Origin of the sequence: Mumia sp. (assembly GCF_028803055.1) — a bacterium.
Lineage (GTDB): Bacteria > Actinomycetota > Actinomycetes > Propionibacteriales > Nocardioidaceae > Mumia.
Map to the genome: position 1 here is coordinate 1 of NZ_JARBCJ010000107.1, position 11284 is coordinate 11284.

Here is an 11284-nt window from a genome sequence, read left to right on the forward strand (position 1 = left end):
CAGGTCGTGGACCGGCTCGCCCTGCTGGACTGCATCCCGATCAGCGAGCACCTGCGACGGATCACGCCCGGCTTCGCGACGCGGTGGTTCCACTGGTTCTTCTTCGCCCAGCCCGAGACGCCCGAGCGAGTCATCAACGCCGACCCCGACAGCTGGTACGCGGGAGGACCTGAGGAGCTCGGCGACGAGAACTATGCGGAGTTCCGCGCGGCGACCCGCGACCCGGACGTGGTCCGGGCGATGCTCGAGGACTATCGAGCAGGTCTGACCGTCGACCGCCGTGACGAGGAGGAGGACCGCGACGCGGGTCGGCGCCTCCGTCCCCCGCTGCTCGTCGCGTGGTCCGCCGGTGAGGACCTCGACGACCTGGGCGGCGACCCGGTGGAGGTCTGGAAGACCTGGGCCGACGACGTCCGGGGCGGCGCGGTCATCGACTCGTCCCACCACATGGCCGAGGAGGCGCCCGAGCAGCTGGTCGACGTGCTGGCGGCGTTCTTCGGCGCCGACGGGTGATCGAGCGGTACCCCGAGCCACCTCGGCTCTGGCGGCCGCTCCCGCGGCTCCGGTAGAACTCCTTCATGTCGCTGGTCCGCCCTCGCACGTCCGCCCTGCTCGCGATGGCCGCGGCGGTGTGGATCCTCGTCGACGTCGTCCGGGTCTGGGCGCCGTCGCTGATCACGATCTTCGGTCAGGCCGCCACCACGCCTCCCGAGCTCATGGGGGCGTACGCGCTCGGATGCGTGGTGGTCGCGGTGGTCGTCGTCGGGCTCACCGCGCGGCGCGCAGCGGGGGTCACCCTCGTGGCCGCGCTCGCCGTCGCGGTCGTCGCCCGGACCGGTCTCCAGCTGGGCGACGGCGGCCGCGCTCAGCTGGTCCTCGCCTCGGTGGGACTCGTCGCCTCCCTCGTGTGGCTCGCGCTCGCGGTCGCGCGGTACGGCGACGTGGCCGTGGTCGGCACCGTGACCGGCCTGGCGATCTCGGTCACGACCCATGCGGCGCTCGGCACGTGGGGTGCGGTCTGGCGGGGCGACGCCTGGGGATGGGCACTGCTCGTCGTGCAGGTGGCGCTGGCCTGCCTCGGCACGTACGGCGCTCGCAACCGTGAGCCGTCGCCCCCCGCCGGGCGTCGGTTCGCCTGGTTGCTGATGCCCGGTGTGCTGCTCGCGGGGATCGTCGTCGCCGACGCCGGCCGAGCGAGCGCGGTCGCCGGCACGGTCGGGCTGGCGGTGCTCGCGGCGGCGGGGGTGCTGGCCGTGGCCCTCGCCGGCACCCGCCCTTCCCCGGCGGCGACATGGGTCGCGGCAGCGGCGCTGGTCGCCTCCGTGGCGCTCGTCCTCCTCGTCACCGTCGAGCGGCATGGCGTCCCGGCCACAAGTCCACCGTGGGTGGTCGTCGCGTACGCCGTCGGGCTGCCGGCGCTCGCGACGCTCTGGGCCGCGTCGTCCCAGGGCACGCCGGCGTCCCCGTCGGCGGTCGGGTGGGGCGCGCTGGTCTGGGTCGTGCTGCTGTTCGTCTACTACGCCGGCTACGACCTCGGCTATCGCGCCGATCTGGTGGTGGTCGCCACGGCGGCAGCGGTCGGTGTCGCCGCGGCGACGACCAGCGCCTCGCGCGCCCCGGACGCCCGCGACCGGCGACCGCGCACTCCGCTCCTCGTCCTCGCCGCCGTCGCCTCCGTGCTGGCCGCGGCGCTCGGCCCGGCGGTCACCGTGCGTCCGCTGGAGGGCGGCGGTCCGACCGACGGTGCGCCCGGTGCCGCACGTGTCGCGGCGTACAACCTGCGCATGGGGTACGGCATGGACGGGACCTTCCGTCCGGACCGCGTCGCCGAGGTGCTGAAGGAGGCCGACGTGGCACTCCTCAGCGAGGTCGACCGTGGCTGGTACCTCAACGGCGGCCAGGACCAGCTGGCGATCCTCGCCAGGCTCCTCGACCGGGACAGCGTCTTCGCCCCCGCCGCCGACCCGGTGTGGGGCGACGCCGTGCTCAGCCGCTTCCCGATCGACGAGGCCGTAGGCACGCCGCTGCCGTCGTACGGTGCGGTCACCGGCGCCCAGGCGCTGTCGGTTCGGCTCGACGTCTCCGGGTCGCCGACGTGGTTCGTCTCCACGCACCTCCAACCTCACGACGGCGACGAGGGTGTCCGTGAGCAGACCGGCGATCTGGCCGACGCCCTCCGGGACCGTCTGGACGACGGCTTCTCGCTGGTCCTCGGCGGCGATCTCAACACCCAGCCCGGCAGCGCCGCGTACGAGATGCTCCTCGACGTCGGCCTCGTCGACGGGCTCGGCGGCGCCGGGCCGACCTCGCCGGCAGACCGACCGATCGCGCGGATCGACCATCTCCTCGTCACCGGGGACCTGACGGCCACCGACCCCGCCGTGGGGACGAGCCAGGCGTCCGACCACCTCCCCGTCCTCGTGACCGTCTCACCGTCGGACACCATCGGCACACCGGGCGTACGGTGACCGGATGAGCGCTCGAGGAGTCCTGCGCGGAGCGGTGGTCGGCGCCCTCGCATCGGTGCCCGCGTCGTACGTCACAGCGGTGACGGAACCCGGCCTCCAACGGGCCGCCGAGCGGCTGCTCCCGCCTGAGCCGTGGCAGAAGCGGCTGGTCGGTGCAGACCCCGCGGGGCGACCCGAGAACATGCCCCCGGCTGTGGTCGCCGCGGAGGTCGACGAGCTGCGGGGTGGCCCGGGCCTCGACACCGACGAGAAGATCCGGGCCAGCCGGACGATCCACTACGCGTTCGGCGCTGCGACGGGCACGGCGTACGGAGCGGCCGCGGCGTCGCTGCCATGGGTCGCCCGCGGCGGAGGGGCTCCGGCTGGGCTCGCGCTCTACGCGCTGACCCACGGCACCGCGCTCCCGGTGCTCGAGATCCAGGAGCCCCCGTGGGACCTCCCGCGCTCCGCGGTCCTCTGGGAGGCCGCGAGCCATGTCGTGTTCGGGCTGACGTTGGAGGTCTCCCGCCGGGTGGTCGACCGCCTCTTGCCCTAGCGGCAGAGCGGCGGCGCCAGGGCAAGCCGGGTCAGCGCACCAGGCTCCACTGCACGACGGCCCGCCGCGGCGTCCACGCGAGCGAGTCTGCGGGGAGGACCTCCTCGACGCCGATCCGCACGAGCTCGCCGTCGTGCGCCCGGAAGAGCTCGAGCAGCGCCGCCTCCTCATCGAGGGACGCCGCCTAGACGACCAGCCGACCCCCGGGGCGTACGGCACTTCGCACCGCGTCGAGGATCGCGGCGTCGGCGGCCCCACCGCCGACGAACACCGCGTCGGGGGCGTCGAGACCGTCGAGCGCGGCAGGTGCCGCGCCCTCGACGATCCGCAGCTCAGGAACGCCGAGGTCGGCCGCGCTCTCCTTGACCGCGACCGCCTCGTCAGCCCCGACCACGACCACCGCGGCGGCGAGGGGCTCGCTGCGCAGCCACTCGATCGCGACCGAGGCGGCACCGGCACCCAGCGCCCACAGGAGGTCACCACCCGCAGGAGCCAGGCGCGACAGGGCCGCAGCACGCGCATCGCGGCCGATCGGGGCGATCTCCGATCCGAACGCGGCCTCGGGAAGCCCCGGCACGCTCGACATCGCAGAACGGCGCGACCCGTCCGCGACGCACTCCAGGCAGATGACGTTGACCTCCGCCGAGACCCGGTCGCGCCACGCGGCGGCCGTGGCCTCGGTACGGGACTCCGCGAGGCCCCCCAGGTCGCTGAGGACGGTCATGGCGGTCTCGCCGTACCCCTGCGTGACGAGCAGCGCCGCGACCGACGCGGGGGTGCCGCCGTCCGACGACAGCACGATGAGCTTGCGGCCCGGGGCGAGGTGCGGGAGCAGGCGGCGGACGTCGCGCCCGTGCAGCGACACCAGCGAGGTCTCGTCGAACGACCACCGCATCCGCGCCCGGGCGAGAGACTCCGACGAGACGGTCGGGATCACGTCGACGTCGTCGGCGCCGACGAGGTTCACCAGTGGGGTCGCGATGCCCGCGACGAGCGGGTCTCCTGCGGCCAGGACCACGATGCGCTTGCCGTCGTGCTCCTCCAGCAGACCCGGGAGCGCCTCCTCGACCGGCCACGGCCACTCGACCCTGGCCTGCCACCACGACCAGGGGACGGAGTCGAGATGCCTCTTGTCGCCCATGACGACCTCGGCCTCCCGGACGAGGCGCCGCGACTCCATCGCGAGCCCGTCCCAGCCGTCCGCACCGATGCCTACGACCGTGATCCGCTGCATGGACGCAGACGCTATCCGTCATCGGGGTCCTGACCCAAGCCCGCCCCGCGCATCGGGGAGGATCGGCAGCCACGGCGTCCCGGACTGTCCGCGATGCGGCGGATCAGGAGGCACCTGGCGACCCGCGCCTACGATCGTGGCCCTGGGAGGCGCCGCCGGCGCCACCCCCTCGCAGCGCCGAGAGGATGGTCTGGCCGATGGCACGCGACGCAGGTTTCCGGACGACCCTTCCCGTCTCCGGTCGCCGTGTCCTCGTGGTCGGCGGAGGGTCCACCGCGCTCGGCCGGATCGCGGCGCTGCGCGACGCGGGCGCCGAGATCACGGAGATCGCCCCCGAGGACGTCCAGTCCGTCCAGGACCTCGCCGAGCGAGGGCTGCTGCGCTGGGACTCCCGGGCGTACGACACCGCGGACGTCTCCGATCACGACCTCGTCGTCCCCGCCACGGGCGATCCGGGTCTCGACGCACGGGTCGCCGGGGACGCACGGGCTTTCGGCCGGTGGTGCACCATCCCCGACGCGGTGCCCGGGCCCGGCTCCGACACTGGCTCCGACACCGACGCGGCGCGGCCCCGAGCAGGAGGCGGGTCCGTGACCCTCGTCGGCGGCGGCCCGGGCGATCCAGGGCTGATCACGGTCGCCGGCCTGGAGGCGGTCCGCACCGCCGACGTCGTCGTGACCGACCGCCTCGCCCCTTTGGGGGTGCTCCACGGCCTGGACGTCGAGGTGATCGACGTCGGCAAGATCCCTCGGGGTCGCTCAACCCCGCAGGAGGCGATCAACCGGATCCTCGTCGAGCACGCCCGGGCCGGTCGGCGCGTGGTGCGCCTCAAGGGCGGTGACAGCTTCGTCTTCGGGCGTGGAGGCGAGGAGATGGAGGCGTGCACGGCGGCCGGCATCCCCGTCGTCGTCGTGCCGGGGGTGACGTCGGCCATCGCGGGGCCGGCGCTGGCCGGGATCCCGGTGACCCACCGCGGCCTCACCCAGGGGTTCACGGTGGTCTCGGGCCACGTGCCTCCCGGTGATCCCCGCTCGACGGTCGACTGGGGAGCACTCGCGCGCACCGGGACCGACATCGTCCTGCTCATGGCGGTCGCGACTCTTCCCGCGATCACGCAGACGTTCGTCGCCGAAGGGCTGGACCCGGCGACGCCGGCGGTCACGATCGCCGACGCCGCGCTCCCGACCCAGCGCGTCGTCCGAGGCGACGTCGCCACCATCGCCTCGCGGGTGGCCGAGGCCGGCATCGGCGCACCGGCGGTCACGATCGTCGGACGCGTCGCGGGCTTCGCTCCCTCCGTTTGACCTCCTCGCCGGCGGGGTATCGGGTCTGCGACGAAGGGAGCAGCGCGTGCGCGTGGTGGTGACAGGGGCAAGTGGCAACGTCGGCAGTGCGCTGCTCAGAGAGCTGGGCAGCCGGGGGCACGACATCGTTGCGGTCGCGCGCCGGGTTCCCGAGGCCACCGAGACCGAGCAGGGCTCGATCGAGTGGCACGCCGCGGACGTCGCCGACGACCGCCTCGACGCCGTGCTCGAGGGGTGCGACGCGTTCGTCCATCTGGCGTGGATGTTCCAGCCGACCCACGATCCCGACACGACGTGGGAGGCGAACGCCGTCGGGACTCGGCGGGTCCTCCAGAGCGCCGCACGGAGCCGGGTCCCGGTCGTGGTGGTCGCCTCGTCGGTCGGCGCGTACTCGCCCGCCGTCGACGACCACCCGGTCGACGAGGGGTGGCCGACCGACGGCCCCTCGCCTGCGGCGTACTGCCGGGAGAAGGCCTATGTCGAGCGGCTGCTGGACGCGTTCGAGGCTCAGCGGCCCGACGTCCGGGTCGTACGGATGCGCCCGGCGTTCGTCTTCCAGCGCTCGGCAGGGTCCGAGCAGCGACGCATCTTCGGCGCTCCCGCACTCCGCCCCTGGATGCTCGAGCGCCGCATCCTGCCCGTCGTCCCGATCCCTCGCGGGCTCCGGCTGCAGGCGGTCCACGCGGGCGACCTTGCGCGGGCGTACGCGGAGGCGGTCGAGCGGCCGGTCCACGGCGCCTTCAACATCGCGGCCGCCGATGTCCTGGGCCAGGACGAGCTGGGACGGATCCTCGACGCACGGACGTTCGAGGTCCCGGCGCGCCTCACTCGGGCGGTCGTCGAAGGAGCGTGGCGAGCCCGGCTCGTCGGCGCTCCGGGCGACCTCTTCGACGCCCTGCTGCGCCTCCCGGTGATGTCGACGGCACGGGCCCGGGCCGAGCTCGGCTGGGAGCCGCAGCACAGCGCGGCGGACGCGCTCTCGGCCATGGTGGTCGGTGCTCGCGAGGGCGCGGGATCCGGGCTGCCACCGCTGCAGCCCGACTCCCGCTTCCCCTGAGCCGTCGTCAGGACCTAGCCGTCGTCAGGACGTCGTGTCCCTCCCGGTCGGCTCGCCGACGAGAGGGAGCCTCTTCATGACCCGCGGGTCTCCCGCATCGGCGAAGTAGTCCCCCGCGATGGTCTCGTCGTGCCCGTTGTCGACCTTGCCGGCACGCAGCGCCACCGTGATCAGGGCAGCGACGAGCACGTTGATCGCGAAGGCGGTCAACGCGATGTATCCGAGCGTCCCGATCACGGGGATGTCGGCCAGCGAGCCGCCGAAGTGGCCGCCCGTGGTCGGGTTGACCACGTTGTACGCCGTGATCGTCCCGTACACCATGCCCACGGCCCACCCGAGCAGCAGACCCCAGCGGTGGAACCACCTGGTGTAGAGGCTGAACACGATCGCGGGCAGGGTCTGCAGGATCCAGATGCCGCCCAGCAGCTGGAAGTTGATCGCGTTCTGCCGGTCGAGCGTGAGCACGAAGACGAGCGCGAACAGCTTGACGACCAGCGACGACAGCTTGGAGACCTGCGCCTCCTGCTTCGGCGTCGCGTCCGGCTTGATGAACTCCTTGTAGACGTTGCGGGTGAACGTGTTCGCCGCCGCGATCGACATGATCGCCGCCGGCACCAGTGCCCCGATCGCGATCGCCGCCCAGGCGACGCCGGCGAACCACGCCGGGAACATGTCCTCGAACAGCTGGGGGATCACCAGCTGGGCGTTCGGCTCGCCGTCGAGTCCGATCGGCTGCGTCCCGGCGGCGATCGCGACCCACCCCAGCAGCGCGAGCAGACCGAGGATGAACGAGTACGCCGGCAGGATCGACGCGTTGCGCCTGATCGTGTTGCGGCTCTGGCTCGACAGGGTGGCAGTGATGGAGTGCGGATACATGAACAGCGCCAGCGCCGAGCCGAGGGCGAGCGTCGCGTAGGCCCAGTGGGCGTCGATCCCGGTCGGGATGAACGAGCCGGTCGGCGCGCCCGTCGCCGGGTTCGGGGTGCTCATCTTGTCCTGGGCGGCGCCGAAGATCGCGTCCCAGCCACCGACCTTGGTGGGGAGGTAGATGATCGCGACGATGATGACGAGATAGATGAGCGTGTCCTTCACGAACGCGATCACCGCCGGCGCCCGCAGACCCGAGGAGTAGGTGTACGCCGCGAGCAGGGCGAACGCGATGAACAGCGGCGCGTCCTTCGCGACCCAGTTGGAGCCGCCGCCGAGGCCGGCCACCTCGAGGACCGCCTGGATGCCGACCAGCTGGAGCGCGATGTAGGGCATCGTCGCGAGGAAGCCGGTGATCGCGACGGCCAGCGAGAGCTCGCGACTGCTGTAGCGACCGCGGACGAAGTCGGCCGGCGTGACGTATCCGTGCCGGTGGCTCACCGACCACAGCCGCGCCATGAACACGAAGATGATCGGATAGAGCACGATCGTGTACGGCACGGCGAAGAAGCCGGCGACGGCTCCGGTGGCGAACATCGCGGCGGGCACGGCGACGAACGTGTAGGCCGTGTAGAGGTCGCCGCCGAGCAGGAACCACGTCACCCACGTGCCGAACTTGCGTCCGCCGAGTCCCCACTCGTCGAGCGACTCCATCGACGGCGGGCGTCGCCACCGCGACGCGTAGAACCCCATCACCGTGACGAGCGCGAAGAGCAGGATCAGGACGGTCAGGCCGACCCCGTTGACGTTGCTCACCGGTCACCCTCCGCTCGATCGCTGTCCGTCTGCTCGTCGGGATGGTGCTCGTCGCGATGGTGCATAGGGCGGTGCGGCCGCGCGACCAGCACGATCCGGTACGAGGTGTAGGTCAGGGCGGCGGTGATGAAGACCCAGAGGAACTGGTACCAGAAGAAGAACGGCCACGGTCCGAGCTTCGGCTCGATGCGGGCGTACGAGTCGACCCACAGCAAGGCGATCACGGGGATGGCGAGCAGCACGGTGGCCAGGATCAGCAGCGGCGTGTTGGCCGGTGGCGTCGTCTCATGCAGGGTGGGATCGTCGGCAGTCGGCGGAGGTCCGGAGGTCATCGGCAACCCTTTCGCGTCACGGCCCTGGGCGGGCCCGCGGTCTGCGTCGCGCGGGGAGGTCGTCGTCACCCCGTGTGACCGCGGTCACACGCTGCCAGTGGCGTCCGCACCGGTCCACGGGGACACGGCTCCTGTCGGTGAGCGGTCGGTATGTCGCGACGGACGGTCGCCACTGATCGCCCGGCGGCACAGGATTAGGGTGAGGAGACCTCTCACCACCCGCTCGGAAGGGCCTCTCGATGACTCACGCGCAGGTCGGCCAGGGCCGGGTCGCCCCGCCGTCGGCGGACGTACGGCGCCGCGCGGAGGAGCGTCTCGCTGGTCTCGCGACGCCCGCGGGAGCACTCGGGCGGCTGGGTGAGTGCGCGGTGTGGCTGGCGTCCGTGCAAGGGCAGTGTCCGCCTCGACCGCCGAGCAACGTCCGCGTCGTCGTGTTCGCCGGCGACCACGGCGTCACCCGCCACGGGGTCTCGGCCTACCCGTCGGAGATCACCGCTCTGATGGTTCGGCAGTTCCTCTCCGGCGGCGCTGGAGTGGCGGTCCTGGCCCGAGCTCACGGGGCCACCTTGCGGGTGCTCGACATCGCCGTCGACGTCGACGCGGCCGCGTTCCCGGCCGAGGTGACGGCGCACAAGGTTCGCCGGAGCTCGGGCGCCATCCACCTCGAGGACGCGCTCGCTCCGGCGGAGACGGCCGCGGCCCTCGCGGCCGGGGTCGCCGTCGCCGTCGAGGAGGTCGCGGCCGGTGCCGACCTCCTTGTCGCCGGCGACATGGGGATCGGCAACACCACGCCCTCTGCGGCCCTGGTCGCGGCGTCTCTGGGCCTGAGCGCGGCCGAGGTGACGGGCCGCGGCTCGGGCGTCGACGGGGAAGCCCTCGCACGCAAGGAGGCCGTGGTCGCTCAGGCGCTCGAGCGCGCGGGCGACCGCACGGCCGACCCGATCGACCGCCTGACCGCGCTCGGGTCGGCCGACCTGGCCGCCCAGGTCGGGTTCCTCACCGAAGCCGCGCGCCGAGGAGTCCCGATCCTCCTCGACGGGGTGATCTCGGTGGCGTGCGCCCTGGTGGCCGAGGACCTCGCCCCTGGGTCGGCGGCGTGGTTCGCGGCCGGTCACCGTTCGCCGGAGCCCGCGCAGGCGTCGGCGCTGTCCAAGCTCGGGCTGGAGCCTCTGCTCGACCTCGGCATGCGGCTGGGCGAGGGCAGCGGCGCCGTCGCCGCACTCCCCGTCCTCCGTTCTGCGGCCTCGCTGCTGTCCGAGGTGTCGCTGCTCGCCGACGTGCTCGGCCCGCAGGACGCCTGACATCGCCGTGATGGGCGACCGACCGGCTCGGGGTGTCCTCACCGACGCCGCGCTCCTGGCGGCCGGGACGTTCACCACCATCCGGGTGGCGGCGCCGTCGGTCGTCGACCGCCCCCGCGCACGCGTCGCGATGCTGCTGGCACCGCTGGCGGCGCTGCCGCTCGGCGCGGCCGCCGCGGTCGTCGTCGCCCTCGGCTCCGCGGCCGGGCTCCCGGCGCTGATCACCGGCGCGCTCGCGGTGACCGCGATCGCCCTCGGCACCCGCGCCCTCCACCTCGACGGTCTCGCCGACACCGTCGACGGGCTTGCTGCCCCGTACGACCGTTCCCGTCGGCTCGCGATCATGAAGTCCGGCGACGTCGGGCCGGCGGGGGTGGTCGCACTCGTCGTCGTCCTGCTCATCCAGGCGGCGGGTCTGGGCACCGTCGCTAGCCGTCCGTACGGGTGGCTCCTCGTCGGCGTCCTGGTGTGCGTCTCTCGCGCGGCGGTTGTCGCCCCCTGCGCCTCGCCGGTACCGCCCGCGACGACCGGCGGGCTCGGTGCCGCGGTGGCCCGCTCGGTGCCCCTGCCTGCCGCTGTCGGCGTCGCCGTGGTCGCCGCCGCGGCGGTCGGCCTCGCGTCCGCGGCCGGCGCCGCACCGTGGTGGCAGGGAGCGGCGGCCGTCGTCGTCGCCGCAGCGGTCGTCGTGAGCGTCGTCCGCCGAGCGGTCGCGCTGCTCGGCGGCATCACCGGCGATGTCGTCGGCGCCTGCGTCGAGGTCGCGCTCACCGTGCTGTGCGTCGTGGTCGCCGCGGCCTGAGCCGGCGTGCGGCCGTCGGTCAGAGGTGGAGCACGCGCCCCGCGACGACGAGCGCCACCTCGGCGGACGCCTCGGCCAGCCGCTGGTTGGTCATCCCGAGGACGTCGCGGAAGATGCGGCCCGACCGGTGGTCCGGCACCACGCCGAACCCGACCTCGTTGGTCACCGCGACGCTCAGCCGATCGCGCGCGAGCCACGCCTGGGCCAGGCTCTCGATCCGCTTCTCGGCCTCGGGGCGCCACTGGTCCTCCGGAACCTCCCACGCCCCGAGCTCGTCCAGCACGGCCGTCACCCAGGTGCCGATGCAGTCGACCAGGACGGGCGTCTCGGCACCCCTGAGCGCACCCGCGACGTCGACGGTCTCGATCGTCGTCCAGCCCTCGGGCCGACGCCGCTGGTGCTGGAGGATCCGCGCCTGCCAGTCGAGGTCGCTGCCGTCCGGGATGGGTCCCGGCGCGATGTAGGTGACGTGCTGCTGACGCGCCAGCAGCCACACCCCCTACCCCGCCGAGACGCAGCCTACGCCACCGGATACCAGCACTCTGCGGCTCAAGTGAGCCCCGCTCACCCC

Annotated in this window: 10 protein-coding genes and 2 pseudogenes; 8 read left to right on the plus strand and 4 right to left on the minus strand. The window is 73.4% G+C overall.

The window, feature by feature from the left end:
- The 3 genes and pseudogenes from PV363_RS11290 to PV363_RS11300 form a co-directional block, all read left to right on the plus strand.
- A pseudogene (locus PV363_RS11290) lies at window positions 1-513 on the plus strand (alpha/beta hydrolase); the annotation flags it as partial.
- Window positions 514-578: 65 nt separating this feature from the next.
- Window positions 579-2468 (plus strand): endonuclease/exonuclease/phosphatase family protein, encoded by a 1890-nt coding sequence (locus PV363_RS11295; RefSeq protein WP_301022363.1) that lies wholly within the window; start codon window positions 579-581, stop codon window positions 2466-2468.
- A 4-nt stretch (window positions 2469-2472) separates the two neighbouring features.
- Entirely contained in the window at window positions 2473-3003 is a 531-nt protein-coding gene (locus tag PV363_RS11300) for a DUF1440 domain-containing protein (protein WP_220364802.1), read from the plus strand.
- A gap of 184 nt (window positions 3004-3187) precedes the next feature.
- Here the strand turns inward: PV363_RS11300 and cbiE are convergent, their stop codons facing one another.
- Window positions 3188-4237, minus strand: a complete 1050-nt coding sequence (gene cbiE, locus PV363_RS11305; protein ID WP_301022364.1) for a precorrin-6y C5,15-methyltransferase (decarboxylating) subunit CbiE — start codon at window positions 4235-4237, stop codon at window positions 3188-3190.
- Window positions 4238-4434: 197 nt separating this feature from the next.
- On the opposite strand from cbiE, the pseudogene PV363_RS11310 reads away from it, so the two are divergent.
- The 3 genes and pseudogenes from PV363_RS11310 to PV363_RS11320 form a co-directional block, all read left to right on the plus strand.
- Window positions 4435-4743, plus strand: a pseudogene (locus tag PV363_RS11310) (NAD(P)-dependent oxidoreductase); the annotation flags it as partial.
- A gap of 84 nt (window positions 4744-4827) precedes the next feature.
- The gene (cobA, locus tag PV363_RS11315; RefSeq protein ID WP_301022371.1) at window positions 4828-5541 is read left to right on the plus strand and encodes a uroporphyrinogen-III C-methyltransferase; all 714 of its coding nucleotides are present in this window, start codon (window positions 4828-4830) and stop codon (window positions 5539-5541) included.
- Between the two features lie 46 nt (window positions 5542-5587).
- Window positions 5588-6598, plus strand: coding sequence for an NAD-dependent epimerase/dehydratase family protein (locus PV363_RS11320; protein WP_301022365.1), 1011 nt, complete (start codon window positions 5588-5590; stop codon window positions 6596-6598).
- A 24-nt stretch (window positions 6599-6622) separates the two neighbouring features.
- On the opposite strand, the gene mctP is transcribed toward PV363_RS11320, so the two are convergent.
- A complete protein-coding gene (gene mctP, locus PV363_RS11325; RefSeq protein WP_301022366.1) occupies window positions 6623-8281 on the minus strand; it encodes a monocarboxylate uptake permease MctP in 1659 nt (552 codons plus the stop codon).
- Window positions 8278-8613 (minus strand): DUF3311 domain-containing protein, encoded by a 336-nt coding sequence (locus tag PV363_RS11330; protein ID WP_301022367.1) that lies wholly within the window; start codon window positions 8611-8613, stop codon window positions 8278-8280. The genes mctP and PV363_RS11330 overlap by 4 nt, the downstream gene beginning before the upstream one ends.
- Window positions 8614-8852: 239 nt before the next feature.
- Here PV363_RS11330 and cobT point away from each other — a divergent pair, with 239 nt between their 5' ends.
- Window positions 8853-9914 (plus strand): nicotinate-nucleotide--dimethylbenzimidazole phosphoribosyltransferase, encoded by a 1062-nt coding sequence (cobT, locus tag PV363_RS11335; protein WP_301022368.1) that lies wholly within the window; start codon window positions 8853-8855, stop codon window positions 9912-9914.
- A gap of 10 nt (window positions 9915-9924) precedes the next feature.
- On the plus strand, window positions 9925-10713 hold the full coding sequence (locus PV363_RS11340) for an adenosylcobinamide-GDP ribazoletransferase (protein WP_301022369.1): 789 nt from the start codon (window positions 9925-9927) through the stop codon (window positions 10711-10713).
- A gap of 19 nt (window positions 10714-10732) precedes the next feature.
- Here PV363_RS11340 and PV363_RS11345 read toward each other — a convergent pair whose 3' ends face one another.
- Entirely contained in the window at window positions 10733-11209 is a 477-nt protein-coding gene (locus PV363_RS11345) for a bifunctional adenosylcobinamide kinase/adenosylcobinamide-phosphate guanylyltransferase (RefSeq protein WP_301022370.1), read from the minus strand.
- Between the last annotated feature and the right edge of the window lie 75 nt (window positions 11210-11284).

Coding starts and splice junctions, on each gene's coding strand:
- PV363_RS11340 (WP_301022369.1), top strand. CDS start 9,925: ATGGGCGACCGACCGGCTCGGGGTGTCCTCACCGACGCCGCGCTCCTG.
- PV363_RS11295 (WP_301022363.1), top strand. CDS start 579: ATGTCGCTGGTCCGCCCTCGCACGTCCGCCCTGCTCGCGATGGCCGCG.
- PV363_RS11300 (WP_220364802.1), top strand. CDS start 2,473: ATGAGCGCTCGAGGAGTCCTGCGCGGAGCGGTGGTCGGCGCCCTCGCA.
- PV363_RS11330 (WP_301022367.1), bottom strand. CDS start 8,613: ATGACCTCCGGACCTCCGCCGACTGCCGACGATCCCACCCTGCATGAG.
- cobT (WP_301022368.1), top strand. CDS start 8,853: ATGACTCACGCGCAGGTCGGCCAGGGCCGGGTCGCCCCGCCGTCGGCG.
- cbiE (WP_301022364.1), bottom strand. CDS start 4,237: ATGCAGCGGATCACGGTCGTAGGCATCGGTGCGGACGGCTGGGACGGG.